This is a genomic window from Acinetobacter sp. NCu2D-2 (assembly GCF_001647675.1).
GTDB lineage: Bacteria > Pseudomonadota > Gammaproteobacteria > Pseudomonadales > Moraxellaceae > Acinetobacter.
Map to the genome: position 1 here is coordinate 516,156 of NZ_CP015594.1, position 26,797 is coordinate 542,952.

Sequence of the window (26,797 nt, forward strand, 5' to 3'; positions counted from 1 at the left end):
AAAATAATATGCAAAATATATTTGAACCTTTATTTTCCCTTTGTGGATGGATGATTTTCATTGCAGTTTTATTGGGGATATTTAAAGCTTTTCTTCCCACAATCAAAGGTAAACTTGGGGAGTTAGCTGTCCATGCACACGTGAAACTCTATCTTAAAGATCCGCACTATATTTTATTAAATGACCTCACATTGCCAGATGCTCAAGGCACAACCACGCAAATTGACCATATCTTATTAAGTCCATACGGTATTTTTGTGATTGAAACGAAGAATTATAAAGGTTGGATTTTTGGTGGTGAACGTCAAAAAATGTGGACACAAAAAATTTATAAGCAAAGTTATAAGTTTCAGAATCCCATCCATCAAAACTATAGACATATAAAAGTTTTAGAGTCAGTTCTAAGTGATATTGTAAACCCTGAATTCATGCATTCGGTGGTTGTTTTTATGCCTGAGGCAGAATTTAAAACAAACATGCCGTCTAATGTTTTTAGAGGAGCTTCTTGGACTGATTACGTCAAAGGTTTTAAAGATATTGTCATTTCTGATACAAAACTAAAGCGAATTCAAATCCGACTACAAAAAGAAATTTTAGAAAAATCATGGAAAACTAACCGTGATCATGTCGCACAGTTGAGAGAAAGATATAAATAAAAAGCCTCTTAGGAAGAGGCTTTGATATTTAGTGTTTTGAAGATTGAAGTTTTTCAATAATCTCATCTAATGGTTTTACGCGTTTGACTTCATCCCAGAGCATTTTGGCTTCTGGGTAATGTTTAGACATCATGCCTAACCATTGTTTATAACGCCCAACCATATTCATTTCTTTTTTATACGAACCATTTAAGAAACGAATTTGCAGACCGAGTAAATCATTCCAAGTCAGTAAAGCTTGGTCGGTATTCGCGCGAATACATTGCGTGATATCTGGTGTAGTCACTGCACCACGCCCGATCATGAGATCTTGGCAGCCCGATTCAATTTGGCATTGTTTTGCATCAGCATTATTCCAAATTTCACCATTGGCAATTACGTTGATTTTTAATGTTTCACGAATCGGGGCAAGTTGATCCCAAAATGCAGGGGGAGTGTAGCCATCTGCTTTGGTACGTGCATGAACAGTGACCCATGCAGCACCTGCATCTTCAATGGCATGCGCATTTTCCATCATGAAGTCACGATCCATATAGCCTAGACGCATTTTTGCCGAGACAGGAATGTGACTTGGAACAGCATCACGCACGGCTTTAATTAACTGGTAAACCACTTCAGGTTCATCTAATAAAACCGAACCACCGCGATGTCGATTGACAGTTTTGGCAGGACAACCAAAATTCATATCAATTGTAGGTGCACCCATTTCAGCTACTTTTACCGCATTGGCAGCAAGCATGTCAGGATTGTTACCTAAAAACTGCACATGCACAGGCGTTCCTGATGCAGTTTTTCCATCGTTTAACAGTTCAGGACAATAACTATGATAGACATGGTCGGGCAGGATTGAATCGGTGACACGGATAAACTCAGTCACACACCAGTCAAAGCTTCCAACAGACGTAAGTACATCACGCATAATGGGATCGGTTAAGCCTTCCATCGGTGCAAGAACAAGTTTCAAAGGGTCAGACCTGTAAAGAGAAAAACAGGGTTATACGATTTTTTGCACAGAATGTCTAGGGTGTTGGATCAACTACGAAATTTTTTAGAATACTGAATTGTGAGCATAAGCCATAAAAAAGCCCAAAACGAATTTGGGCTTTTTACTAAAGAACTCTAAATGGGATTATTTATAGCGTGCCCATTTCGAGGTGGTTGATTCGATTTTAATACCTGTATCGGTCGTAGTAGTAGTTTCTTCTCTGATACTAGTGTGATTAGATTTAGGAATTGTATAAGTAAAACCAGTGCCAAATGTATTGGTTTCTCTATCATACCCCTGGCTACTCATATTGCCGACTAAACCACCTTTGGTGATACAACCTGCATCAATATTATGTGATTTCATTTTGTTACGAGCAAGAGTATCGCCATAAACTAAAGTACATGTGCCAATATCAATATAATCATTAGACATAAGTGCTACATATCCTAAATCAAGTTTTGGTACTGACTTAGAAATATTGTTATTGTCGGCTATATTTACATTTAATTTTTTACCTGTATTTGGTTCACGATCCATACTATAAGAAAACTCTGATTCATTTTTGCAAAGGTTTGTTGGTATTAAATAAACATTTGAAATAGTTTCAGGATTTGTATTAGGCCATGAGGTAGAGAAATCTTGTGTTCCATCAGCTGTTTTTAAAGGTCTATTACAAATCATGTCTGCATGTTCTTTTTCACGCAATATATTATATGGTGAATAGATACGAGGTGAAGTTGCTGATGCTGAAATACGTCCTTCTGCTAGAATTGTATTTGTAAAAGCTGATTTAGAGTTCCCGCCTGCAAGCGCTCCTGTAATGGTCACTGTTCCATCAAAATACAAAATTCCAGGAGCAAAAGCTGCATTATCTAAGGAGGATGCACCACTAGAAGATCTTAAATAGTAGTTGCCATCATAATGATAATCTTCAGTAAAACCCGTACTTGATCTTGTGATATCTAAACGAGGTAAATAGCCTACTATATCGCTATTACATTTGTTACCATTAATCTGTGCACATATAGCCCCACTTCTATTTAATGTAATAATCTCCCACCAAGGTTTAACTCGATCTATTCCATAGTCTGCTAGATAGAATGGATTGCCATTATTCTCTTGGACAGGAGAGAAGGTTCCATTTTTAATAACTTGTTGTTCGTAAGCACCTGTCGTTGAGTTTTTACCGTATATGTAAATATCACCAGTTGCTTTATTTTTTAAGTGGTTTAAATATACCCGAGTAAATCCACCTATACTTCTTTGAAATATATAGTTCGCATCCAACTTATATTGTTTAACATCAACAAGCGTTCCAAAGTTCATTAATTCATTGATTGCATTATAGAGATCTGTTGAATTAATAGGTGGGTTTGGGTCAATAACAGTATGTGTTTTGAGATAACTTGTAATTTCAGCAGATGAAACCTTAGTTTTTAAACCGCTTATTCTTTTGTTATTATTAATGAGAGTTGTGTTAATATTTCCTGTGTAAACTGCGCTTCCATTAACTTTTGCATATGGAGCAATGTCAATATCTCCATTAACGTATATACTTCCATTAACTTCACTATAGATAGACGAATCAAAAGCTTTACCTTTATATTTTTGTAGACCATATGCATAAACAGAACCCATAACATAAGTATAATTACTCATAGTGATATATTGTTTAGCACTTATATAATTGCTTAAATTAGTATTTATATCGGCTATTTGAAGATCTATATAACTTTCTGTTTCGATATTTCCGAGAACTTTACTTCGGAGCTGTGTACTTCTGCCGACTTTTACATAATTTAATGCATGAATATTTCCTTGAACCGTATTATTACCATCAAATCCTAACGCATTACCGACTTCTACCCACCCTCGAGCAATGATATTACCTTTAACAGTATTTCCTCCTCCTAATCCTGTACCTATTTGAACATTACGCGCATTAATATTATTTGCTGAAGAACTCAGGATTAAAATAACATCATTATTAGAATTAATATTTGCAGAAGTTTGACTTTGGTATAATTTTACTTGACCTACAGCATCAATATTTTGTGCTGAAGAGCTAGTTGCAATATAGACTTTTCCTAAGGTTTTTATATTTTGTGCATGGACATGAGTTTGAAGTGTTACATCTCCTTCAGCACTGATATTGCCAAATTGAGCAGGTTTAGTAATTACACCCTCATGAATATTAACCGAACCTTTGGCATTCAAATGGACATTACGAAATTTTTCACATTCGGAAGCTACACAGTCGATGTCAATATTCCCTTTTGCATTAATTATTAGTTCTGAAATATTTTCAAGCTTAAAATCTGCTAATATATCTACTTTCCCATCCACATTAAGAATTACTTTTGAATTGGGTTCTTCAGCTTTAATTGTGTTTCCACTAAAGTGAACATCACCACCTAAGCTTGCTTCGATTGCTTTGTCCACGACAGTAACAATACCATCCACCACAATAATTTCGTATGTAACAGTAATTGTAGTAGCTGCTTGAGCACTACTACTATTGGCTGCAATGTCTGCTATAACAGTACAAGGACTGCCTGGAGCATTACACCCAATGATGTTAGTCACAATGGCATTTACTTTATGATTATCTGAATACTTTAAATTAATATTTTGACCAGTTAATTGTTTAATATTATTAAAGTTTTGTGAGCCTTTCTCTATAAGATATTCCCTAAAAGCACTCACACCCGCCCAACCTAGAATTTGTGCATTGGTTTGTGCATGGGCTGCAGTTGCAGCTTCTTTTTTAGTTATTAAAGCTCGTGCAACAGAAGCCGTAATTAACATGACTGTGATTCCAATGAGCAATACCAATAGAATCGTTGCTATACCTTGTTGTTTTTTTAATGTGTGCATTGCTCATCCTCACATTTAGGTTAATTGGGGTTAAATATTATTTAAGCAAATTAAAGATTGAATTTGCTTTTGGGTAATATGTTGACCTTGCGCTGTAACAGTCACAAACTTAGTACCAGAAGGGTTTGCATTACTAATGCCATAAGGGGTACATTTTTTCGGGCTAGGTAAGCTTTGCACACTAAAGCTAAAAATTGGTGGTGTCGTTGCACTGATCTCCTTATTTTTAATTGTGATCAGTGGGCTTTTTATTGTATTAGAATTAGTCCATGCAATACTGTTTAAAGCGGTAGACGCTTCACAGTTTGTAGTATTTTCGAGTAAAAACAATTTATATTCTTTATTGACTATATCGTTTTCAGAAGTCAATGCTTGGCATTTAATAATGGTCGGTGTAGCCAGGTCGGGTGTAAAACGTAAATATAAAGTATTGTTACTCATTAAGATATCTGCCGCATTGCCTGAACCGTAACCAGCATTTTGAATTACTTTTTGTAAAACAAGCATGCCAAGTTGTACTTGAGTATCATATTCTGCATCCATAGATGATTCTAAACTGACTTTGGAAATCTGTTTAAAAGTCATAAGCATCATGATCATGCAGAGCATGGCAACGACTAAGCCTACGAGAAGTTCTAGTATACTAAAACCATTCTTTTTCATGCTTATCTCCCTACCACAAAACAAGACTCATGCAATGACGTTCCTGCTGCGCAAGCTTGCGCTATGCTTAGTGAAACATGACTTGCAGCAAGCACCGGCCATTCTGATTTTTGAGTGGTCGATACTGTAATTTCTGCTATAGAGCAGCTGATATAGAAGGTTTTACCAGCCACAGTAAAGTTATCTGTAGAAACTCGAGCACACATGCCTGAGGTATCAGTTTTGTCTTGTGCCTGTTGTAGTCTTTTTTGCATTTCATTAATTAAGATAAACCCCACATTCATTTCTTTTTGGGTCGTTAACATACTTTTAATCGCGACACTACTACCTAAAACAATAATGGCAAAAAGTACCAAGGCGATTAATGATTCCATTAAGGTGAAACCACGTTGATTAGCGAATGATGATAGTGGCTGTTTCATTATTCTTTCTCACGGTCAACGTTGGAGTAGCTGTTGCAGAACAGGAGGAACTAGGTGTAAGCACACCAATATAATTAAAATCCAAACAATTAAAATAAGTGATCCCTTGTGTAACGCTAATATTTGAAAGGCTTATGCTGTAAATAGCATCACTCGGCTCACTTGTGGGGCATGAACCGTAAATAACTTTAATCGCTGTTTTAGGGGCGGGTGGAGTAGAGGGAGTGGATGTTTGCCATGGATAGAGACATATGGAAGCGGCGGTTTCATTCAATGTAGTATTATGCTTATTCCTAAGAGCAATTGCTTTGGCTTGAGAAATAGCACTTTGAATACTGGATGTCGCATAATTGACTTGGCTTTGATCAATCCAAGCACTTGTTAGAGAGCTTCCCATAAACAAAATAATGGTCATCACAGTAATCGTAATCATTAGTTCGATAAGCGTAAAACCATTTTGGGGAGGGGGGGGGTGAACTTATTCATCTTAGTTGTCCCATTTAGTAATACATCCAGTTGCGTCTTTATCTCCATTACTTTCTAGTTTTAGTGTACAGCCACTGACTTTTTTATCCGTTTTACCTGTTGCCTTTAATGTGTATGACGTACCATCTGAGGAATAAGTATATTCAAAGTCAGCTTTTTCGGGTTCTGAACTTGGCTTCCATGTACTGAATATTGTTGTAGGATCAGTTGGATAACTTAATGTTCTTTGATACATATTTTCAACAGAGAGGGATAGCGCAATTAAATCAGATTGTGCTTCCTTAATTTTGGCGCGCGTGACATAGTTTTGATAACTAGGTAATGCAATTGCGGCGAGAATAGCAATAATTGCTATTACAATCATTAGCTCAATTAAAGTAAATCCATTTATTTTTTTCATGTGCGATTCCCTCCAAATTCAAACTACTATTAATAGTGATGATTAATAGCAAATTAAACTAGTTAGTTAAGTTCAACAATCTATATATGATGAAGTGTAATTTTTTAGTGATAAAAGGCTTTGTTGCATAAATATGTAAGCATCTGATTTAAATAAATTTAATTTTGGATTAAAAAATAATCAAAACTTTTAAAATCATATAGTTATGAAATCTTTGTGCAACAAAGCCGTGATAAAATGTAAATTAGAGCACAATATTTAAAAAAAAATTAAATATTTTAATTGTCATAAATTTGATCGATTTGGATTTTGTTGCAATAAAAAAATATTTGAAGAATTGTTTTGATAATTCATCTATTTTTTTAAACTATTTAAACAGAATCATTTCTAGTACAAATTTGGAACCAATAAAACCAAGTGCCAACAGGCCAAAACCGATTAAGGTAAAACGTACCGCTTTCTGTCCACGCCACCCAAATTTCCAGTGACCTATGAGCAGCGCGCCATACACCAACCAGGAAATAATACTAAACGCTGTTTTATGCGCCAGATGCTGACCAAAGAAATCATCAATGGTAAAGAAGCCGAAGCCGAGTGCGATGGTGAGCAAGACGAAACCGGTCACCAGCATATCGAATAGCAGGGATTCCATATCTTGATAAGAAGGAAGGAGATTTACCCATAGGCGTTTCTGCTTCTTTTTTAGTTCACGGTCCTGAAAACGCAAAATCACCGCCTGAATGGTCGCCATTAGCAATACCGCATAAGCCGAAAGTGATAGAATGATATGAATATCCAGACCTAAGGAGTTCTGGACAATAATTTTGGCTTGCGGGGTAAAGGCAAAACCGAGAATCAGGCCCGTTGCGGCAACCGGAATACCAATCAGGTTTAAGGGCAGGATGGGGCGGTAGGTACTATAGGCGAGGCTAAGCAGTAACATCAACCCTGAAGTAAAAGAAACCAGCACAAAGACATCGTAATTCATACCCATTGGGGTATGCATATCGCCATAAACCACCAAAGCATGCAGCGCTAAACCCAGTAAAGCAGTGATGCTGACAAACCATTGGTTAGGAACACGTTTAGACATTAAATGCAGGAACAAATACCAAAAAGATGTGATATATGCGATTAAAGCTAAAACGGTATAAACCAAAGGGAGGCTGATCATGTCTAACCTTTTTGCGGATGATGAATATTCATTTATATAAATTCGATGCGAACTACAGTATCCTATAGCATTCTATGCATAAATTTTCTATTTTAAGAAACAATTTTTTGCTCATGGCTATTTTAAGCGGATTTTGCAATGTTTGATACCTTAACAGAACGACTCACGCAGAGTTTAAGAAATGTTACTGGCTCAGGGCAGCTAACCGAAGACAATATTAAAGATACGTTACGTGAAGTGCGTATGGCGCTTCTTGAAGCCGATGTTGCTTTACCTGTAACTCGTGAATTCATCGCGAAAGTTAAGGAAGAGGCATTGGGTCAGGAAGTGATGAAACAGTTATCACCTGGCCAGGCGTTCGTCAAAATCGTTCATGACGAATTGACTAAAATGATGGGTGAGGCGAATGAAAGCCTTGACCTTGCTGCTAAACCACCTGTTGTCGTGCTTCTTGCAGGTCTACAAGGTGCGGGTAAAACAACAACTGCAGCAAAACTTGCACGATTCTTACAAGAACGTCAAAAGAAAAAAGTCGCAATGGTGTCTGCCGATGTTTATCGTCCAGCAGCGATCAAACAGCTTCAAACCGTTGCGGGTGAAGTTGGCGCGATCTTCTTTGAATCAAGTGCTGATGAAAAACCTATTACCATTGCCAATCGTGCGATTGAACAAGCAAAAATTCAGTTTGCTGATGTCTTGATTGTCGATACTGCAGGTCGTTTGCATGTCGATGATGACATGATGGACGAAATTAAAGAGCTTCATGCTGCAATTAATCCAACTGAAACTTTGTTCGTGGTCGATGCCATGACAGGTCAGGATGCGGCAAATACAGCAAAAGCTTTTAATGATGCATTACCTTTAACGGGTGTAATTTTAACGAAAACTGATGGTGACGCGCGCGGTGGTGCTGCACTTTCTGTTCGTGCAATTACTGGCAAGCCAATTAAATTCTTGGGTATGGGTGAAAAACTCGATGCCTTAGAGCCATTCCATCCTGAACGTATCGCACAGCGTATCTTGGGTATGGGTGACGTACTTTCTTTAGTCGAAGAAGTTGAACGCAAAATCGACAAAGAAAAAGCCGAAAAAATGGCGAAAAAACTGCAAAAAGGCGGTAGCTTCAACTTTGAAGATATGCTGATGCAGTTTGAACAAATGAACAAAATGGGCGGCATGATGGGCTTCTTAGATAAGTTGCCTGGTATGAGTAATGCAGGCCTTCAGGATGCAATTGCACAAGCAAATCCTGAAAAACAAGTGAAAAAAATGGAAGCGATTATTCAATCGATGACCATTAAAGAACGTCGTAATCCTGACCTCATGAACCCTAGCCGTAAAAAGCGTATTGCTGCGGGCTGTGGTATGGAAGTTTCTGAAGTTAACAAGCTGATTAAACAACATGCTCAAATGGCAAAAATGATGAAAAAATTTGCGAATCCATCAGGTATGGCAAAAATGATGAAATCATTGAGCGGTTTACAAAAACAGTTCGGTGGCGGCGGTGGCATGGGACCATTGTTCGGTGGTAATGACAAAAAATAAGTCAGTCCCATTCCTAAAAAGAGCGCGATAAGCGCTCTTTTTTATTTGAAGGTTATAAAAGTCCTACATATTAGGATTTCAGCATCGCGTAGCATGAGGGCGTTAATTAAAAAAATAAGGGAGATGATAAAAGATGGCACAGGTCTATGTGGTACATGGTTATACAGCAAGCCCAGAAGAAAATTGGTTCCCGTGGATTGCAGATAAAGCAAAAGCAGAAAATGTCAGTTTAAAAGTATTGAGATTGGATCCTTCTGAAACGCCACAGTTAAATACATGGATAGAGCAAATGGAGGCTCAAATTGATGAGATAGATGCTGACTCGATTTTTATTGCCCATAGTTTGGGCTGTATCGCGACATTACATTTTCTAAGTCAACATTTAAAACAACAAAAGATACAACAATTGGTTTTGGTTGCTGGTTTTAATGGACGCTTAGGGCGATTGGAACAGGTGAATCCATTTATTGATGCTGCACGCGTAGATTTTGGTTTATTGACTGATCAGATCGCAGATCGTGTTGTGATGTATTCTAAAGGTGATGACCGTGTTGCACCACATTTTAGCTTAGCACAAGCGAAAACGTTGAAAGCTCGTGTCGTTCAGTCAGAACATCAAGGACACTTTATTGATTCTCAGGGTTGTACTGAATTACCTGAATTGTGGGACATTATTCAAGATCATTTAAAACATTAACTTCACTGTTTACATCCATAAATCATAGTTGCTGTATACAATGATCAGTATATGAATCGCTTGTATACAGCCTCAAAATTGGATACATATACACTTAGCGAAGAATAAATTCTCCACATTAGAAAAAAGCTGAATCACATGACAACAATAAGCAAAAAAATCTATATCGTGCATGATTATCGCGCTAATTCAAACGACCATTGGTACCCTTGGCTGAGCCGTGAAATCAAGTCATTAGGACATCAGGCAAAGCGTATTATGCTTGCGAATCCAGTCCAGCCGAATTTGCAAGAGTGGCGAGAGAATCTCGCTTTGCAGATTCCGAAGCTAGATGAACATACCATCCTGATTGGACATGGGCTAAGTGTCTTAAGTCTCTTGGATTATCTGCAAGATCAATATTTTAAAACCAGTCAAAGTATTCAAAGTCTGATTATGGTGGCAGGATTTGATCAACCTGTTGTGGCTTGGTCTGAGCTGAATCAGGCTATACGTCAAATAAAATTAAACTATACCCAACTGCAATATGCTGCAGAACGTTACGTGATGTTTATGTCTAATAACGATCCCTATATTCCTGCACCGCATAGCCTGCGTTTAGCACATGCTTTGAACGCAGCGATTATTGAACAAAAAGCAGCGGGGCATTTTGTTAAAGAAACAGGGTTCCTTCAATTTCCTGAATTACTTGATGCAGTTAAGCATTGCTTAAAGAATGAGAAGCAAAGTGCTGTAAGCCTTTGAGTAGTAGATCCGACTCAATAATTGGGTGATACGCAGTGAGATGTTGTGCAAAGAGTGCTGCATCTCCACCTGTCATGACCAAAGTTGATGGGAAATGTTCCAAAACCTTTTCAATGGTGCTGACCAAGCCCAATAAAATGCCGTGATGCACTGCATCGAGAGTATTACGCCCCGGTGTTAAGGCCTCAAAGGCTGCATCCGGAATTTTAATCCCTTTGGTATTTTGAATGAGAGAGTCACGTTGTAAGTAAAGATTAGGCAGAATGTAGCCGCCTAAATGTTTTTGACCCTGTACCAAGTCAATGGTCAATGCTGTTCCACAGCTAATCACACAATAATTGGCTTTCGGGTCTTGTGCTACTGCAAGGACTTGAAGCCAGCGATCAATCCCGAGTTGACTGGGTTCATCATAACCACAGCCTAAACCCGCATATTCAGCTTCTACTTTGGCAATAATAATAGGCACATTAAGACGTTTCAGGATTTTTAAAATACGGTCATTACTTTTTTTATCTTGAACCGAGGAAATTCCAATGTTTTGAATCGAAAGACGTTTGAAATGCTGTACTAGACCTAAGAGTAAATCGGCAGGGGATTGTAAATGAAGCTCGGCACCATGTTCGAGTGTATGTTCATCTTCCGTGATCCAATATTTAAGGCGTGTATTTCCAATATCTAACCATAAACTTTTCATTCTAAATGCCTATTTTATTGATCTTGTTTCAAACGTAGTTGGCCTTGATAAAAACACTCAATCCCCGAGTTGGTCTGTAATTGCACTGCACCATCGGATTGAATGCCGATGAAAGTCCCTGAATGTGCTCCATACTGATCTGTGAAACTTACATCTTGATTGAGAAAGGCAGCATGATGATTAAAACGCGCCGCCAAATTACAACTGTTATAGCTGAACCATTGTCCTGCTTGCTGAATCGCTAAATACAATTCGCTAACCAATTGAATACGCGAAATTGAATGCAATCCAAGCTCTTCAAGTGACGTCACTTGCTGATCAAGCTGATGTGCTTGCATAGATTGCAGGTTAATCCCGACACCGATGATTGCCTGTTTAGCGTTTAAGGGTTCAACCAGAATGCCGCCCCATTTTCCACGTGTACTGTATAGATCATTTGGCCATTTCACTTGAACATCTAAAGATTGCAGACTTGGAATCTGTAAAATATTTAAAGCAATTTCAAGTGCAAGACGGCCATCGATTGCTATATCAGTGTTCACTAATGTGCTTAAATAGATGTTGCCTTGAGGTGAAACCCATTGTCGCTGACGTTGTCCTCGCCCTTGAGTTTGAACCTGACTACTCACCAGAATCTGCTGTATACCTTTTTGTGCGATTTCACGAACATCATCGTTGGTTGATCCTGTCGTCGGTTTGAGCAATAACACTTCTGGAAGCTGACCTGCAGCACTAAGCAATTGCTGTAATTCGCGAGTTTCTACATCCATTTGAAATTAAACGTGGTAAATGTCGTTATGGAGTTAATCATATATTTATTGATTGGTGCAATTGCTGGATTTACTGCAGGGCTATTTGGTGTTGGCGGTGGACTGATTATTGTACCGATTCTTTATATCGTATTTACCCACATGGATTATGACGCGAATGTCATTATGCATATGGCCGTAGGTACATCGCTTGCCACGATCATTGTGACCTCGATCAGTTCTGTTATGGCGCATCATAAAAAAGGTGCGGTGCTTTGGTCTGTATTTAAGAATTTAGCACCCGGGTTAGTAGTTGGTTCATTCTTAGGTGCGGGGATTGCTGATTATTTATCGGGGTATGGTTTGCAGCTTCTCATTGGTTTCTTTGCTGTTTGGGTGGCTTCAAAAATGTTCTTGGGGGCAAATACCAAAATCGATCCGAATAAACATTTACCATCTGCGTCAGTTCAATTAGCAGCGGGCGGGGGCATTGGTATTGCATCTGCGATCTTTGGAATTGGTGGTGGTAGTTTAACAGTGCCATTTTTAAATAAATGCGGTGTCGTGATGCAGAAGTCTGTAGCAACGTCGGCAGCATGTGGATTACCTATAGCAGTTGCAGGTGCACTTGGATTTATGTGGTTTGGTCAGCAGTCTGAGATCAGTGTGCCAAATACCATTGGCTACGTGCATATATACGCATTTATTGGGATTAGCTTGATGAGTTTCTTTACTGCGAAACTCGGTGCAAAGGTTGCGCACCTATTGTCACCTGTGATGCTCAAGAAATGTTTTGCAACGCTGCTGAGCGTGGTTGGTATTTATTTTATTTACCAAGGCATATCTGCCATTCTTTAAAATAACAATGTTATATCAGAGCATCCAAGAGGGTGCTTTTTTTATGAATTTAGTTTGATGACGTTAATTTTTCACTCACGTTTCAGATCCTAAGTTGGCTGTAAAGACAAAAGATTGTTAGACAATGTCAAAGTAATGCTTTAAAAAATAAGTTAAATAGAACATAAAGCATCCTTTTAGGCTGCATATGCGTCAATAAAAATAAGATAGGCATACTATGCAAGAAGTAGAAACGCAAAGTTTATCTGAGCAAATTGCCAAGCATATCGGTGAGCAAATTATACGTGGCGAATTAGTTGAAGGTGAACGAATACAGGAGTTGAGAATTGCATCTGAACTTGATGTCAGTCGTGGCTCTGTGCGCGAAGCATTATTACTCCTTGAACGTACTCAACTTATTGAGATATTCCCGCGACGGGGTGCGATTGTGTCAGAAATGTCGGCCTTACAGGTGCGGGCGCTTTTTGATATGAGTTGTCTGCTGCTTGGACAAATTGTATTTCGTATGTCAGAAACATGGCGACCACATGAAGCTGAACGGGTGCAGCTTTTATTAGAACAATTAGCGACAGAAACTCGTCAGGGAAATACTGAAAAATTTTATGATTTAATCTTTCAGGGCTTGGCTGAACAGCATGAGATGGTGGCTAATCCTTATTTGATGCGCTACTACAATGAAATCTTACCTTCGTTACGTCGCAGCTATTTTTTAACCTTAAATATTTCTAAACGTGAGCTGCAGGAATCATTTGAATTATTTAAAGCAGTAACTGATGCAGTTTTAGCCAGAAAATCACATCAAGCCACTTTATTTATGGAAGATTTTTGTCGACACTTACGTAACCTTGTGTTGGAATCGCTAACACGGATGAAACAAATTGAACTGGCGTGGGCAAGACGTTCACGACGATAAAATCAGGACATTATGCGTTTAAGCAGCTTAAAACTTTCAGGCTTTAAATCTTTTGCCGATAGCACGACTTTACATTTCAAAGATAATCGAACGGCGGTTGTAGGGCCAAATGGCTGTGGTAAGTCCAATGTGATTGATGCCATCCGCTGGGTAATGGGTGAATCGAATGCACGCCAACTCCGTGGCGGCAGCATGCAGGATGTCATTTTTACCGGAACTGCAAAACGAAAGCCAGTTGGGCTTGCCAGCGTTGAACTGCGTTTTGAAAATACCTATGGCAAGTTGGGCGGTGCCTATAATGCTTATACAGAACTTGCTGTACGACGTCAGGTCAATCGTGATGGTAAGTCTGAATACTTTTTAAATGGCACCAAATGTCGTCGTCGTGATATTACCGATATCTTTTTAGGGACCGGTCTTGGTCCGCGGTCCTATGCCATTATTGAACAAGGCATGATTAACCGTTTGGTCGATGCGAAACCCGAAGAAATGCGGGTGTATATTGAAGAAGCGGCAGGCGTATCACGCTATCAAGCACGCCGTCGTGAAACGATGCAGCATCTAGATCATACGACACAGAATTTATCTCGTCTTGAAGATATTGCGACAGAATTAAAATCTCAGCTTAAGACGTTGAAACGCCAAGCTGAATCTGCGATTCAATATAAAGAGCTCGAAGCCGAGATTCGTACTGTGAAGATTGAAACGTTATCGTTCCAATGTGAGCAGAGTCAGCGCCTGCAGGAAGAATATAATGTTCAACTTGGTATTTTAGGTGAAACTTTCAAATTGGTTCGCTCAGAACTCACTACGCTTGAACATGATTTATCCAATACCAGTGAGCTATTCCAACGCTTGATTCAACAATCTTCACCTTTACAGAATGAATCACAGCAGGCTGAAAAAAAACTAGCCGAGTTGGAAATGACCTTGAAGCAAAAACAGGTCTTATTGGAACAAAACTCAACCAACTTAGTGCAGTTAGAACAGCAAAAAGCACAAGCCAAAGAGCGTTTGCAGCTGATAGAACTACAGCTTGAAACGTTGCAAGAGCAGTTGGAAGAACAGAATATTCAACTCAAGCAGCATGAAGGACAAAGTGTAGATCAGCAGCAGGCTTTGCAGGATTTAAAAGCGCAACATACTCAAGTATCCGCACAGTTTGCTCAAATCAAAACGCAAGTCGAGCAACAGCAGCAACGTCAGCTGCAAATGACCGCGCAAAGCGAGCAACTTGCAAAAAATATTTTACGTTTTGAGCAGCAGAAGCAAGTGCTGGAGCAACAGGTTCAGCAGATTCAAAGTCAAGCCCAACTTGATGAGATTGAGCAGGTACAGGATGACAAGAATAATACTGAACAAAGCTTAAAACAGCTACTTGAACAATATGAAAGTTTAACTCGTCAATTTAAGCAGTTAAATGCACAGCAGGCTGAAGATCAGCAGCAAGTGATGCAACTTAAATCTGAAATTCAGGTGTTGGTCGCAGAGCGTAAAAACTTAACTCAGTTAATTGCAAAAAATCATTCGCTTGACCAAGCCAATGCGGTGCAATTGATGCATGTACTTAAGCTCAAAGACCAAGCAAAACCGCATGCAGCACTGATTGAGAAGTTTTTGGCAAAATGGCTTTCTGCCCAAGTTCTGTCGAATGATGAAACTTTTAGCGCAGCACAAGCACGTCAGTTAAAACAGGTCGATAGTATTCAATCTATATCATTGAATGGTTTACTACGACTTTCGGACTGGATTGAAGCACCGCAATATTCCCTTTGGCAAAATGTTGTCATTGTAGAGACATTAAACAATGCGCTTGAATTGCAGGATGAGCTTACTTCAGGTCAAAGTATTCTTAGTTTAGATGGGTATCACGTTGGTCAGGACTGGGTCATCGGATTAGATTACGATGAAAGTAGTCAAGCTGCCCAAGGTGCTTTAAGTCATCGTATTCGTTTAGATGAAATTGAACAGCAACTTGACCTCTTAGAGACTCAGCTTAAAGGATTAGAGCAACAGGCACAGCAAAACAGTCATGCTGCAAAAGATATGCAGACTAAAGTGCAACATCTTGAGCAGCAGCAAAAAACATTGCAGCAGCAGCTACAACAGTTTGATCTACAGATTGCGAAAGCACAAAGTGCAGCCGAAGCATTTTCTGTACAAAAGCAACAGCTCCAAAATCAATTGCAGCAATTAGATGAGCAGCTCGAAGAAGATGCTATGCAGAAAGATGATCTGGAAATCGATCTGCATGCATTGAATATAAAATTAGAACAAGCATTACCGACATATAAGACGCTTCAATTCCAATTAGAAGAATTGAGTCTTCAGCTTGAAGATGCGCAACAGCTTAATCAGCGTTCACAACAGGATGCTGAAGTGCTACGTCGTCAATCTGTTCAAAGTCAGCAGCAAGTCGAGTTACTTGAGAAAGATCGTATTTTCCTCAAAGAACAACAACAACAAATTCAAGCGCAGATTGAACAGGCGAAAAAATTTATTGATCCTGTACAACTTGAGTTACCTGAGCTGCAATCGCAATACGAACAGCAAGCAGAAGTCACTGCCAAATTGCAGAAGACGTGGTCTGCTTGGCAAGTCGAACTTAATGAAGTTCAAGCGAAACAAAAGTTACTGACTGAAAAACGTCATAGCTTCCAGCAGCAAGATGAAAAACTACGTGCCGATTTAGAATCCAAGCGCTTGGCATGGCAAGCGGCACAATCAGATTTGCAACATTATTCAGAACAGCTTAAAGCGATGAATAGTGAAGTGATTACTGGTCTAAATATCGATCTAAAATCTCATCAAGCCAAACTCGAAAAAGCTCAGGCACAGTTTGATAAGCTTGGAGCGGTGAATCTTGCAGCATCTGAAGAATACGAAGAAGTTTCGAAACGCTATAATGAACTCAGTCATCAGATGCAAGACTTGGAAAATACAGTTGAACAGCTACAAGCTGCAATGAAAAGTATTGATCAAGAAACACGTAAATTGTTTATGACCACGTTTGATCAGGTCAATGCTGAGTTGAAAAACTTGTTCCCGAAAGTCTTTAATGGTGGTGAAGCAAGTTTAAGTCTTGAAGATGGGTGGCAATCGGGTGTAAAACTGATGGCACGTCCACCAGGTAAACGTAATAGCTCATTGGCGCTGCTTTCAGGTGGTGAAAAAGCATTAACCGCATTGGCATTGGTCTTTGCAATCTTTAGACTAAATCCTGCGCCGTTTTGCGTGCTCGATGAAGTCGATGCACCATTAGATGATGCAAACGTTGGACGTTTCTGTAATTTAGTGAAAGAGCTGTCTGAGCAAGTACAGTTTATTTATATTACCCATAATAAATTGGCAATGATGATGGCAACGGATCTTTTAGGGGTAACTATGCCTGAAGCAGGTACTTCAAAATTAGTGTCGGTGAATGTGGAACAAGCACAAGAATATGGTTTAGCTGCGGAGGCATAAAATGGAAATCACAACAATTATTGGCATTGTTATCGCTGTCGTGATTATGCTTTTGGGCATAAAAATGATTATAAAAAAACCGAATGATGAGCCATCTTTGGATGCTGAATTACACATCGATCCAGACAGCCAAATGCCGGTGATCCCGCGTCATGTACGTGGACAATTGGTGAAAGAAGATGCTGTACGTGTTGAGCCGACATTGGCTGAAAACACAGATTCACCCTCTGATCAAAAAGAACCAACATTCATCCAATTAACTCCTGATGCGGTGAAGAAAACTGAACAGCAATCAGAAGCTGCTCCTGTAAAAGAACCCGTTGAAGAAGTGGTTGCTGAAAAAGCGCCAGTATCTGACGAAAAGGTAGTTGAAGCAGTTAATGCAGCAGATGTAAAAGAAGAAACTGTAGAACCAAGCAAAGAAGCAGAGCAGCCCAAAGCGGATTTCAGCTTAAATACCCATATTGAAAAAGCTGAAATTTCTGAATTTGATGAAGAAAGCAGCATTTTGGAAGCACATCTGTATGAACAAAAAATTGTGGATGAGGAAAGTGCGCTAGCCAATGCTGAAACGGTGATTTCACTGCATATTTACCCGCAAGGTCGTGTGCTTTCTGGTGAAAAAACTTTAAAAGTATTGCTTAAATACGGTCTGCGTTATGGTGAGTTGGCATGTTTCCACCGCTATAGTGAAGATGGTAGCAAATTACTCTTCTCAGTATTGCAAGTGACTGATACTGGTATGGAAGGCTTTGACCTTGAGACACTTTCTACAGAGGAAGTAAAAGGTTTAGCATTCTTCTTGGCATTGCCACATACAGACGTGCAAAATGCATTTGACACGATGGACAGTATTTCACGTCTTATCGCGCGTGAGGTTGATGGTGTTGTGTATGACCAAAATCATCAAGAATTTACCCCACAATTACGTGAATTCTGGCGCCATCAAGCCATTGATTACCGCGCTGGACAAGCAATTGAAGTCTAAACTTTCAGGATTGAAACTCGAAAGCGTGATTTCTATAATAGCCAAAAGCTGAATATTTTATAGGGCGGAATTTCCGCCCTTTTTTATGGTGAAACTATGACCCAAGACGCCACTGTCATTGCGCAAATGCGCCAATTGATTCAACTCATTGCCAAGCATAACCATGCCTATTATGTGATGGATCAACCCAGTATTGAAGACAGTGAATATGATCAGCTGTTTCATCAACTCAAAGCACTTGAACAACAATATCCTGAACTTACACAAGCAGATACCCCAACCAACAAAGTCGGTGGTAAGCCGCTGTCTAAATTTGAAAGTGTGACCCATGTTGTCCCAATGCTGTCACTCGGCAATGTCTTTAATCAAGAGGACTTGTTTGCCTTTGCCAAACGGATTGAAGAACGTCTACCGAATCAAAAGATTGAATATGATGTTGAACTTAAATTTGATGGTCTTGCGATTTCACTCTGGTATGAGCATGGCGTATTGGTACGTGGCGTGACCCGTGGTGATGGCGAAACCGGTGAAGATATTACCCAAAATGTTAAAACCATTCGTAACTTGCCTAAGGTACTGTCTACCACTCAAAGTGTAGTGCCTGAGCTCTTAGAAGTCCGTGGCGAAGTTTTAATGCCAAAAGCCGGCTTTGAAAAGCTGAATGCGGAAAATGAAGCCAAAGGTGAAAAAACTTTTGCCAATCCGCGTAATGCTGCAGCAGGAAGCCTTCGTCAGCTTGATCCGAATATTGCAGCATCTCGTCCTTTAGCTTTTTATGCCTATGGCATTGCACAGTGCCAGCCGCATCATGGGCAAAGCACCATGTCTGCGAGCTTAGAATGGCTGACTCAATTTGGTTTTGCGGTCGGTGAGCGTCATTTTGTCTGCGATAGCATTCAAGATGTTCAAAATGCCTATGAACAAATGATTTTAGATCGTCCATCATTATCGGTTGAAATTGATGGAATGGTCATCAAAGTTAATGATCTGAAACAGCAACAAACATTAGGCTTTTTAAGCCGTGAACCACGTTGGGCAACCGCTTATAAATTCCCTGCAGTAGCAGCACTCACCACCGTAGAAAATATTGATTGGCAAGTAGGGCGTACCGGTACTATTACCCCTGTAGCACGACTCAATCCTGTATCTGTAGGTGGTGTAACAGTATCGAATGTAACCTTACATAATATTGGTGAAATTCACCGTTTGGATGTACGTGTTGGTGATACGGTCAGCGTGTATCGCAGCGGCGATGTGATTCCAAAAGTGGAAAAAGTATGGCCTGAATTCCGTCCTGTCGATGCTGTAGAAGTGCAATTGCCTGCATGTTGTCCAGTCTGTGATTCTCCAATTGTGATGCCTGAAGGTGAAGCATTGGCACGTTGTTCGGGCGGTTTATATTGTGCAGCACAGCGTATTGAGGCGATTCGTCACTTTGTATCACGTAAAGCCATGGATATTGAGGGTTTAGGCGATCGTTGGGCCGAATCTTTATTACATCTCAACTTGCTTAATGATGTGGCGGACATTTATCACTTGCATGAGCATCGTGAAAAATTACTGACTATTGAAAAAATGGGTGAAAAATCGGTTCAAAACCTGATTGATTCGATTGAAAACAGCAAAAAAACCACGTTGGCTGCGTTTATTTATGCACTTGGGATTCGTGGTGTGGGTGAAACTACTGCGCGCATGCTCGCCAATACCTTCCAAACCTTAGAGGCTTTACGCCAAGCAGATTTAGAAGCTTTAAAGAAAACCCCTGATGTCGGTGATATTACCGCAGAATGGATTTTGGATTTCTTCCAAGCACCGCATAATTTACAAGTTTTGGATCGCTTACTTGCCGCCGGCATTCATTGGGATGCCCCAATTGCACCCACCCGTCAGCCATTGAATGGTGAAAGTTGGGTGGTGACAGGCACGCTGTCATCGATGGGGCGTGATGAAGCGACTCAATTGTTACAAGGCTTAGGTGCGCGAGTCAGCGGTAGCGTATCAAGTAAGACCAAATGTGTGGTTGCTGGTGAAAAAGCGGGTTCTAAACTCGATAAAGCTGAAAAATTAGGCATTCCGGTGCTGAATGAAGAACAGTTTATTGCTCTAATGAAAGAGCATGGGCAAATTCAAGACTGACCTTTTTCAGCGATTAGCTCATTCAAAAAACATCGAGGATGATAAATCTCTCGGTGTTTTTTTATGGAGATTTTAAAATAATAAGCGCAGCTCAGTGTGATAGGGAATAGGCAAATATATGCTTAGACTCGTCATGGTGAACTAAATTCACGTACAATATCGGCTCATTTGCAGGTATATATCCTGCCTTATCAGATGATTCTGTTCTCCCGTTGATGATTGGCATACCCATGGCGCAAGCAAAGAAATCTTTCCCACAACAAAAATCGCAATTACATGCACGAAATTTGCATCGTAGTCGTTACGATTTTCCGCAATTAATGAAAAGTTGTCCGGAACTTACACCTTTTGTTCGCCCCAATCCATATGGTGATCTTTCTATCGACTTTTCTGATCCAAATGCAGTAAAAATGCTGAATAAAGCCTTGCTCAAGCATTTTTATGACATTCACTATTGGGATATTCCGCAAGATTATCTTTGCCCACCGATTCCGGGACGTGCCGACTATATTCACTATTTGGCGGATTTATTGAGTGAAATGAATCACGGACAGATTCCGATAGGACGTGCAGTTCAGGTGTTAGATATTGGCGTCGGTGCAAACTGTATTTATCCGATCATTGGACATCGTAGTTATGGTTGGAAGTTTATCGGCTCTGATATTCATGCTGCATCCGTCAAAAGTGCGCAATTTATTGTGGAAGCCAATCCGAATCTTAAAAAGGGCATTCAGATTCGCTTGCAGAAAACCCCGAGCAATATTTTCAAAGGGGTAATAAAGCCGACAGATTGTTTTGATTTAACCCTCTGTAATCCGCCATTTCATGCTTCGCAAGATGAAGCCCATGCCACAGCCACACAAAAATTAAAAAAGTTGGGTAAACACGTTGATCAGAAGAAAGTAGTCCTCAACTTTGGTGGGCAAAAGAACGAATTATGGTGTGATGGTGGCGAAGTACACTTCGTGTGTCAAATGGCACAAGAAAGCACTCAATTTGCAGAACAATGTCTTTGGTTTAGTACTTTGGTGTCGAAGAAAACCACATTGCCAATACTGTTAAAGACCTTAGGTCAGTGCGGTGCAGTGGATATAAAAACCATTAAAATGACGCAAGGGCAAAAAGAAAGCCGTTTTGTCGCTTGGACATTTTTAAATTCTGAGCAACAGCAAGTATGGAAAAATACACGTTGGACTTCGGTTTAATTGGATCTACTAAAGAAATTGTATTTAGGTACACAAGCAGGATTAGGCATGTTGAGCTAAATGCACACGCTTGGTTTTGCCGAACGATTCGCTCTATGCTGTATTTAGTACTTTTAAAATAATTCAAATCAAGCTGAAAAGAATCGACTATTATTATTTTGAATCTTGTTACAAAAAATAATAGTTGATAAAAGCACTTTTATTCTTGGTATTGAGTCGGGCTCAGATATTTAAGATGTTCTTTTATATATGTTAATTGGGATTTTAATGAGTGTAAATGAAAGTACTTCTCATTTTAATTTTATAAAAATCATACATTTACAAATATTTTACTTTGCAAATTGATTTTCTTTTCTCCATAATATCGAGATATAGCAAAGGGAGCGATTCAAATGCGCGGTAATCCAGAAGTCGTGGCTTATTTAAATATGTTGATTGGTGGCGAATTGGCTGCACGTGATCAATATTTGATTCACTCTCGTATGTATGAAGATTGGGGTCTGACCAAAATCTTTGAGCGCATTGACCATGAGATGCAAGAAGAAGCTCAGCATGCAGACGATATTATTCGTCGTGTTTTGTTCCTCGAAGGCACACCAAATATGCAGCGTGATGACATCGAAGTGGGTAAAGATGTTGTAAGCTGCTTAAAAGCTGATTTAAAGCTTGAATATGACGTTCGCGAAAAACTTGCTAAAGGTGTGAAGCTTTGTGAAGAGTACGGTGATTATGTGACGCGTGATATGCTGCGTCAGCAAATGGCAGATACTGAAGAAGATCATACCTATTGGTTGGAAAAACAATTACGTTTAATTGAGTTGATTGGTTTACAGAATTATATTCAATCGCAAATGTAAGCGATGAAATAAAAAATCCCGCTAAATCAGCGGGATTTTTTTATGGCTTTCGCTTGAGCAGAATCGGGTGAGAAAGTAAATTGGTTTGATATTGAGTAAGCGTCCGCTGAACCCCATGCCTATTTTTTAATTTGAGTTGGATTTCCAGCGATGTGGCAGTAATTCTTCTATTTGGGTCGCTTTATGCGTCGGCAGCCTTTTCAGCACATCACTGAGATAGGCATACGGATCCAACCCATTCAGCTTTGCTGACTGGATTAAAGTCATGATATTTGCCGCTCGCTGTCCACTGCGCAGCGAACCTGCAAACAACCAGTTCTTACGGCCCAATGCCCAGGGACGCATTGAGTTCTCTGCCCAGTTATTGTCAATGGGTAGATTGCCATCATCCAGATAGCGGCTTAAGGCTGGCCAACGTTTTAGGCTGTAATTGATCGCCCGGGCGGTTGGAGAACTCGATGGCACCGTCAGCTGATGTTGGTTGAGCCATTCATATAGTTGTTGCATGACCGGTTGACTATGCTGTTGTCGGTATTCGCAGCGGGCTTCCGCTGTACCATCCGTCTTTTTTCTTAATTCTGCTTCTATCGCATATAATTTCTGAATCAGCACTAATGCCTGTTCAGCGACCTGACTTTTCTTGGTCACATGTAGTTCATGGAATTTACGACGTGCATGTGCCATGCAGCCCACCTCAATGACCTGACCTGATCTAAAGCGTGCTTTATAACCACTGTAATCATCACAGACCAAATGACCCTGCCAGCCTTTCAGGAAGTCTTCAGCATGCTGGCCAGAACGGCTATCTTGAAAGTCATAGATCACTGCCTGAACTGGATTGTACTGTGTGCTGGCATAGGCCCAGACATAACCTTTTTTGGGCTTTTTCTCATTTTCACCCATCTGCATGACCGTCACCGGTGTTTCATCTGCATGGATCACCTGCTGTTGCAGTACCACCTGTTTTAAGGCATTGGCCAGAGGTTCCAGTTCCACCCCACAGCGGCCAATCCAGTCAGATAACGTTGATCTAGACAGATCAACACCTGCGCGTAGAAAGATTTGACGTTGACGGTACAAAGGCAAATGATCGGCATACTTTGACACCAGCACATGGCTAAGCAATTCAGGTGAAGCAATGCCTTTATCAATCACATAGGCGGGCATCGCTTGCTGAGTCAGGGTGTCACACTGATCACAGACCCATTTGCCACGCACATGCTGTTCCTTATAGAACTGTGCCGGTCTGAAATGCAGTTTTTCACTGACATCTTCGCCGATACGACGTAACTGGCAGCCACAACTGCATTGGGTTGATGCAGGTTCATGCTCAATACGGATGGTGTGTAGATGATCCGGCAGCAGTCGACGTTTAGGTTTGTTGACTGTGGCTTTGTGTGTCGCTGCATCGGTTTTATCTGCATTTAATCGTTCTAATTCCTGATCAACGGCTGCGATATCTTCTTCGACCGCTTCGTCCCATAGATGGATTTGTTTTGCTGTGAGATGTTCGTTTTTACTGCTGAATTTATGCTTTTTAAACAGCGCCAGTTCATGCTCGTATTTTTGAGTGAGAACAGAGAGGTGTTGAACTTTGGCATCCAATTCTTGATTTGATTGCGCCAGAGACTGATGCTGCAGAGCCAACTGTCTGGTGAATTCCAGTAGTTGTTCATGGGTCAGTTGGCTTAAGTCAGGCAGCGTATTCATGACCGCAGTATGCCTGAGGTCATGACGCAGAGGAAATAGAACGTTTGGAGGATGGCAGAATAGCCGAGCTTGGTTTAGAGCATCGTGACCACCTGCTGTCGTCCAATGCGCTGCCAAGGTAAACCCTGGATCAGTGCCTGTAACTGTTCCGGACTGATCGCCATGCTTTCACCCTGGTGAACCTGCGCCCAGTGGAATTTTCCCTGTTCCAGCCGCCTGGCACACAGCCAGATGCCCAGTCCATCATGTACCAGCACTTTCATGCGATGGCCACGTTTATTACAGAACAGGTAAGCACAATGCGGTTTAATGTAGCCAAAGGCTCTCACCACCTGAGCCATGACAGTATCCATCCCTGCTCGCATATCCAGAGGTTGGGTAGAAAGCCAGATTTCATCAATGCGGATCATGTTGCAAGTGCCTTGAGTAATTCTGCTAAAGCAGATATTTCTGATACTTGCCATTTCAAGCCAATTTCTACTTTTGAGTGGGGTAAAGTAATTTGAACCGTTAACATGTCAGTAGGAGTAGGATCTAATGGTGCAGAGCAAGATAAGGCAATAAATGCAGGTTTATTCGGTAGTGGTGAGCGATCATTCCCTGGCTTACCATCAATTAAGCGAATCCATTTGGATACAAGATTTGTATTCAATCCATGTTGCAAAGCGACCGAAGCAATTGAAACGTCCGGTGCTTTACAAGCCTGAACGATCTGCTGTTTAAATTCAGCACTGTATGTTCTTCGTTTTTTCGCAAGAGATGCGATGGATGTCTGGTGATTTGTAGTCATAAATTTTAGTCCCCACTTGTTTTTAAGTGGGGACTAAATTAAGGCTTATAGGATGAATTCATAAGGTGTGTTCAGCGGACGCTTACGATATTGAGCCAATTGCTTAAGAATAGACTGTTGACTCAGAGGATCAAATGAAATCAATTTCAGATCATATTCAGTGTCTTGAGTTTTAAAACGAAGTAATACTGTTTGTGTTTGATCTTGCGGCGGGATTTCAATCACTTTAATCTGCTGAATCTCTTGGCATCGCACAACTGTTTTATAACAATAACCTAAAATCATCCATGCAATATCTTCATCAGAAATACAGAGTACACGTTTAGATTCAAAGATACGCATACATAAAATCCAACAGCTCATGAGGACAACGAGACTTGTTATCAATGGATCAAGATAATAGAAAGTATTGGTGAGAAAATCCTGAAAAAACTGTAGCTCTGAAAAAGGAAATGCATTACGGCTTGGATCTTGTCTTTGCCAAATAGAGTAGTGAAATAGAAAAAATAGACACACACTATATGCCATGAAAAAGAATGGATAAGGTTGATTAATGGCTTGTGTATAGTAGTGCTTTGTCATCTTGATCATCGTTTTTATTATTAAAATGGAGGCCAAAAAAGAGCCACCGAAGTGACTCTATTTTCATCTTTCTTTATTAAAGGTAATTAGAATTTTTTAAAGCCTTTGTTTACGCCATATGGACGACGTGGTGCATTTTCATCACGTTCTTCACGGCGACCAAAACCTTGTTCAGGACGAGCACCGCCACGGTTGAACTGAGGTGCTTGGGTATTATCACGACGACCAAATTGAGAACCTGATTGGTTGTCACGACGTGCGAAGTGTGTACCATTTTGGTTTTCAGGACGATCACGGCGCTCACGACCAAAACCTGCAGGTTGGTCATCGCTGTCACGGCGTTGTTGACGTAAGAAACCGCCACGACGTGCTGCCATCGGTTTGTCTTGCATACGTTCTGTACGACGTTTTGCCATACCGTATAGACCTGTACCTTGACGTGGTTTTAACTCAACTGCTTTCGCTAGGTTATCGATGTCTTGTTTATCAAGCTCAATCCAGCGACCTGTACGAAGTTCACGTGGCAAAATGACTGTGCCATAACGTGTACGTAATAAGCGGCTTACTTTAAGACCTTGTGATTCGAAGATACGACGTACTTCACGGTTACGACCTTCTTTCACTACAACTTGGTACCAACGGTTAATACCATCACCACCGAGTTCAGAGAATGATTCAAATTTTGCTGGACCATCATCAAGCACAACACCATTCAACATATTGTTTTTAAGTTGTGGTGTCACTTCACCCATAACACGAACAGCGTATTCACGTTCAATTTCGTTTGATGGATGCATCAGGCGGTTTGCAAGCTCACCATCATTTGTGAAAAGTAGTAAACCAGTTGAGTTAATATCTAGACGACCGACCATTACCCAACGGTCACCTTGAATTGCAGGCAATTGATCAAACACAGTTGGACGGTTTTCTGGGTCACTACGTGAACAGATTTCACCTTCTGGTTTGTAATAGATAATCACACGACGACGAATTTCGTCTTCGATTTGGAACGCCACTTTACGACCATCGATGCGAAGCTCATCACCTGGTTCGATACGTTCACCCACTTGGGCAACTTGCCCATTTACGCTCACACGTCCTGCGGCAATGACTTCTTCCATATAACGGCGAGAACCCAAACCAACGCGTGCAAGCACCTTTTGCAACTTTTCACTCATGACAGCATAACCTTAGAAAT

At 40.3% G+C, this 26,797-nt stretch carries 25 protein-coding genes; 11 read left to right on the forward strand and 14 right to left on the reverse strand.

Annotated elements, in window-relative coordinates; all coding sequences use genetic code 11:
* Positions 1-50: 50 nt before the first annotated feature.
* Positions 51-656 (forward strand): nuclease-related domain-containing protein, encoded by a 606-nt coding sequence (locus A3K93_RS02385; protein WP_442855652.1) that lies wholly within the window; start codon positions 51-53, stop codon positions 654-656.
* 28 nt (positions 657-684) lie between these two features.
* On the opposite strand, the gene A3K93_RS02390 is transcribed toward A3K93_RS02385, so the two are convergent.
* The 7 genes from A3K93_RS02390 to A3K93_RS02415 form a co-directional block, all read right to left on the reverse strand.
* Positions 685-1,620, reverse strand: a complete 936-nt coding sequence (locus A3K93_RS02390) for a tRNA dihydrouridine synthase (protein WP_067728592.1) — start codon at positions 1,618-1,620, stop codon at positions 685-687.
* A 165-nt stretch (positions 1,621-1,785) separates the two neighbouring features.
* The gene (locus A3K93_RS02395) at positions 1,786-4,521 is read right to left on the reverse strand and encodes a hypothetical protein (RefSeq protein WP_067728594.1); all 2,736 of its coding nucleotides are present in this window, start codon (positions 4,519-4,521) and stop codon (positions 1,786-1,788) included.
* A 30-nt stretch (positions 4,522-4,551) separates the two neighbouring features.
* Complete coding sequence (locus A3K93_RS02400; RefSeq protein WP_067728596.1) at positions 4,552-5,184, reverse strand: PilW family protein; 633 nt, start codon at positions 5,182-5,184, stop codon at positions 4,552-4,554.
* Between the two features lie 2 nt (positions 5,185-5,186).
* Positions 5,187-5,606, reverse strand: coding sequence for a PulJ/GspJ family protein (locus A3K93_RS02405; RefSeq protein ID WP_067728598.1), 420 nt, complete (start codon positions 5,604-5,606; stop codon positions 5,187-5,189).
* Positions 5,578-6,021, reverse strand: coding sequence for a hypothetical protein (locus A3K93_RS14615; RefSeq protein WP_236761081.1), 444 nt, complete (start codon positions 6,019-6,021; stop codon positions 5,578-5,580). Before A3K93_RS14615 ends, A3K93_RS02405 begins: the two co-directional genes overlap by 29 nt.
* Before the next feature lie 72 nt (positions 6,022-6,093).
* Positions 6,094-6,492, reverse strand: coding sequence for a type IV pilin protein (locus tag A3K93_RS02410; RefSeq protein ID WP_067728600.1), 399 nt, complete (start codon positions 6,490-6,492; stop codon positions 6,094-6,096).
* Positions 6,493-6,859: 367 nt separating this feature from the next.
* Entirely contained in the window at positions 6,860-7,666 is an 807-nt protein-coding gene (locus A3K93_RS02415; RefSeq protein WP_067728602.1) for a cytochrome C assembly family protein, read from the reverse strand.
* A 138-nt stretch (positions 7,667-7,804) separates the two neighbouring features.
* Between A3K93_RS02415 and ffh the strand changes: the two genes are divergently transcribed.
* The 3 genes from ffh to A3K93_RS02430 all read left to right on the forward strand — a co-directional run bounded on the left by ffh (position 7,805) and on the right by A3K93_RS02430 (position 10,652).
* Positions 7,805-9,211 (forward strand): signal recognition particle protein, encoded by a 1,407-nt coding sequence (gene ffh / locus A3K93_RS02420; RefSeq protein WP_067728604.1) that lies wholly within the window; start codon positions 7,805-7,807, stop codon positions 9,209-9,211.
* Between the two features lie 133 nt (positions 9,212-9,344).
* Positions 9,345-9,908 carry an RBBP9/YdeN family alpha/beta hydrolase gene (locus A3K93_RS02425; RefSeq protein WP_067728606.1) on the forward strand — a complete coding sequence of 188 codons (564 nt, stop codon included), beginning with the start codon at positions 9,345-9,347 and terminating at the stop codon, positions 9,906-9,908.
* Between the two features lie 138 nt (positions 9,909-10,046).
* Complete coding sequence (locus A3K93_RS02430) at positions 10,047-10,652, forward strand: RBBP9/YdeN family alpha/beta hydrolase (RefSeq protein ID WP_067728608.1); 606 nt, start codon at positions 10,047-10,049, stop codon at positions 10,650-10,652.
* On the opposite strand, the gene A3K93_RS02435 is transcribed toward A3K93_RS02430, so the two are convergent.
* Both A3K93_RS02435 and A3K93_RS02440 read right to left on the reverse strand, forming a co-directional pair.
* A complete protein-coding gene (locus A3K93_RS02435; protein ID WP_067728609.1) occupies positions 10,606-11,346 on the reverse strand; it encodes a type III pantothenate kinase in 741 nt (246 codons plus the stop codon). The genes A3K93_RS02430 and A3K93_RS02435 overlap by 47 nt on opposite strands.
* A gap of 14 nt (positions 11,347-11,360) precedes the next feature.
* Entirely contained in the window at positions 11,361-12,116 is a 756-nt protein-coding gene (locus tag A3K93_RS02440) for a biotin--[acetyl-CoA-carboxylase] ligase (RefSeq protein ID WP_067728610.1), read from the reverse strand.
* A 27-nt stretch (positions 12,117-12,143) separates the two neighbouring features.
* Here A3K93_RS02440 and A3K93_RS02445 point away from each other — a divergent pair, with 27 nt between their 5' ends.
* The 7 genes from A3K93_RS02445 (at position 12,144) to ftn (ending at position 22,517) form a co-directional block, all read left to right on the forward strand.
* Complete coding sequence (locus A3K93_RS02445; RefSeq protein WP_067731647.1) at positions 12,144-12,953, forward strand: sulfite exporter TauE/SafE family protein; 810 nt, start codon at positions 12,144-12,146, stop codon at positions 12,951-12,953.
* A 217-nt stretch (positions 12,954-13,170) separates the two neighbouring features.
* Positions 13,171-13,866, forward strand: coding sequence for a GntR family transcriptional regulator (locus tag A3K93_RS02450; RefSeq protein ID WP_067728612.1), 696 nt, complete (start codon positions 13,171-13,173; stop codon positions 13,864-13,866).
* Positions 13,867-13,878: 12 nt separating this feature from the next.
* Positions 13,879-17,331, forward strand: a complete 3,453-nt coding sequence (gene smc, locus A3K93_RS02455; RefSeq protein ID WP_067728614.1) for a chromosome segregation protein SMC — start codon at positions 13,879-13,881, stop codon at positions 17,329-17,331.
* A 1-nt stretch (position 17,332) separates the two neighbouring features.
* Positions 17,333-18,319 carry a cell division protein ZipA C-terminal FtsZ-binding domain-containing protein gene (locus A3K93_RS02460; RefSeq protein ID WP_067728616.1) on the forward strand — a complete coding sequence of 329 codons (987 nt, stop codon included), beginning with the start codon at positions 17,333-17,335 and terminating at the stop codon, positions 18,317-18,319.
* A gap of 96 nt (positions 18,320-18,415) precedes the next feature.
* Positions 18,416-20,455, forward strand: a complete 2,040-nt coding sequence (ligA, locus tag A3K93_RS02465) for an NAD-dependent DNA ligase LigA (protein ID WP_067728618.1) — start codon at positions 18,416-18,418, stop codon at positions 20,453-20,455.
* A 230-nt stretch (positions 20,456-20,685) separates the two neighbouring features.
* On the forward strand, positions 20,686-21,660 hold the full coding sequence (rlmF, locus tag A3K93_RS02470) for a 23S rRNA (adenine(1618)-N(6))-methyltransferase RlmF (RefSeq protein ID WP_067728620.1): 975 nt from the start codon (positions 20,686-20,688) through the stop codon (positions 21,658-21,660).
* Positions 21,661-22,052: 392 nt separating this feature from the next.
* The gene (gene ftn, locus A3K93_RS02475; protein WP_067728622.1) at positions 22,053-22,517 is read left to right on the forward strand and encodes a heteropolymeric bacterioferritin subunit Ftn; all 465 of its coding nucleotides are present in this window, start codon (positions 22,053-22,055) and stop codon (positions 22,515-22,517) included.
* A 126-nt stretch (positions 22,518-22,643) separates the two neighbouring features.
* On the opposite strand, the gene tnpC is transcribed toward ftn, so the two are convergent.
* The 5 genes from tnpC to rluB form a co-directional block, all read right to left on the reverse strand.
* The gene (gene tnpC, locus A3K93_RS02480) at positions 22,644-24,227 is read right to left on the reverse strand and encodes an IS66 family transposase (RefSeq protein WP_067728624.1); all 1,584 of its coding nucleotides are present in this window, start codon (positions 24,225-24,227) and stop codon (positions 22,644-22,646) included.
* 74 nt (positions 24,228-24,301) lie between these two features.
* On the reverse strand, positions 24,302-24,637 hold the full coding sequence (gene tnpB / locus A3K93_RS02485) for an IS66 family insertion sequence element accessory protein TnpB (RefSeq protein WP_067728626.1): 336 nt from the start codon (positions 24,635-24,637) through the stop codon (positions 24,302-24,304).
* Complete coding sequence (gene tnpA, locus A3K93_RS02490; protein ID WP_005404026.1) at positions 24,634-25,017, reverse strand: IS66-like element accessory protein TnpA; 384 nt, start codon at positions 25,015-25,017, stop codon at positions 24,634-24,636. Before tnpA ends, tnpB begins: the two co-directional genes overlap by 4 nt.
* A gap of 45 nt (positions 25,018-25,062) precedes the next feature.
* The gene (locus A3K93_RS02495) at positions 25,063-25,599 is read right to left on the reverse strand and encodes a hypothetical protein (RefSeq protein ID WP_157883252.1); all 537 of its coding nucleotides are present in this window, start codon (positions 25,597-25,599) and stop codon (positions 25,063-25,065) included.
* 86 nt (positions 25,600-25,685) lie between these two features.
* On the reverse strand, positions 25,686-26,777 hold the full coding sequence (gene rluB / locus A3K93_RS02500) for a 23S rRNA pseudouridine(2605) synthase RluB (protein WP_081408499.1): 1,092 nt from the start codon (positions 26,775-26,777) through the stop codon (positions 25,686-25,688).
* Positions 26,778-26,797 lie beyond the last annotated feature (20 nt).

Coding starts and splice junctions, on each gene's coding strand:
- tnpB (WP_067728626.1), bottom strand. CDS start 24,637: ATGATCCGCATTGATGAAATCTGGCTTTCTACCCAACCTCTGGATATG.
- ftn (WP_067728622.1), top strand. CDS start 22,053: ATGCGCGGTAATCCAGAAGTCGTGGCTTATTTAAATATGTTGATTGGT.
- A3K93_RS02440 (WP_067728610.1), bottom strand. CDS start 12,116: ATGGATGTAGAAACTCGCGAATTACAGCAATTGCTTAGTGCTGCAGGT.
- A3K93_RS02495 (WP_157883252.1), bottom strand. CDS start 25,599: ATGACAAAGCACTACTATACACAAGCCATTAATCAACCTTATCCATTC.
- ligA (WP_067728618.1), top strand. CDS start 18,416: ATGACCCAAGACGCCACTGTCATTGCGCAAATGCGCCAATTGATTCAA.
- A3K93_RS02430 (WP_067728608.1), top strand. CDS start 10,047: ATGACAACAATAAGCAAAAAAATCTATATCGTGCATGATTATCGCGCT.
- A3K93_RS02410 (WP_067728600.1), bottom strand. CDS start 6,492: ATGAAAAAAATAAATGGATTTACTTTAATTGAGCTAATGATTGTAATA.
- tnpC (WP_067728624.1), bottom strand. CDS start 24,227: ATGAATACGCTGCCTGACTTAAGCCAACTGACCCATGAACAACTACTG.
- A3K93_RS02385 (WP_442855652.1), top strand. CDS start 51: ATGATTTTCATTGCAGTTTTATTGGGGATATTTAAAGCTTTTCTTCCC.
- A3K93_RS02445 (WP_067731647.1), top strand. CDS start 12,144: ATGGAGTTAATCATATATTTATTGATTGGTGCAATTGCTGGATTTACT.
- A3K93_RS14615 (WP_236761081.1), bottom strand. CDS start 6,021: ATGACCATTATTTTGTTTATGGGAAGCTCTCTAACAAGTGCTTGGATT.
- A3K93_RS02435 (WP_067728609.1), bottom strand. CDS start 11,346: ATGAAAAGTTTATGGTTAGATATTGGAAATACACGCCTTAAATATTGG.
- A3K93_RS02415 (WP_067728602.1), bottom strand. CDS start 7,666: ATGATCAGCCTCCCTTTGGTTTATACCGTTTTAGCTTTAATCGCATAT.
- A3K93_RS02405 (WP_067728598.1), bottom strand. CDS start 5,606: ATGAAACAGCCACTATCATCATTCGCTAATCAACGTGGTTTCACCTTA.
- A3K93_RS02400 (WP_067728596.1), bottom strand. CDS start 5,184: ATGAAAAAGAATGGTTTTAGTATACTAGAACTTCTCGTAGGCTTAGTC.
- ffh (WP_067728604.1), top strand. CDS start 7,805: ATGTTTGATACCTTAACAGAACGACTCACGCAGAGTTTAAGAAATGTT.
- A3K93_RS02425 (WP_067728606.1), top strand. CDS start 9,345: ATGGCACAGGTCTATGTGGTACATGGTTATACAGCAAGCCCAGAAGAA.
- smc (WP_067728614.1), top strand. CDS start 13,879: ATGCGTTTAAGCAGCTTAAAACTTTCAGGCTTTAAATCTTTTGCCGAT.
- A3K93_RS02460 (WP_067728616.1), top strand. CDS start 17,333: ATGGAAATCACAACAATTATTGGCATTGTTATCGCTGTCGTGATTATG.
- A3K93_RS02395 (WP_067728594.1), bottom strand. CDS start 4,521: ATGCACACATTAAAAAAACAACAAGGTATAGCAACGATTCTATTGGTA.
- A3K93_RS02450 (WP_067728612.1), top strand. CDS start 13,171: ATGCAAGAAGTAGAAACGCAAAGTTTATCTGAGCAAATTGCCAAGCAT.
- rluB (WP_081408499.1), bottom strand. CDS start 26,777: ATGAGTGAAAAGTTGCAAAAGGTGCTTGCACGCGTTGGTTTGGGTTCT.
- tnpA (WP_005404026.1), bottom strand. CDS start 25,017: ATGACTACAAATCACCAGACATCCATCGCATCTCTTGCGAAAAAACGA.
- rlmF (WP_067728620.1), top strand. CDS start 20,686: ATGGCGCAAGCAAAGAAATCTTTCCCACAACAAAAATCGCAATTACAT.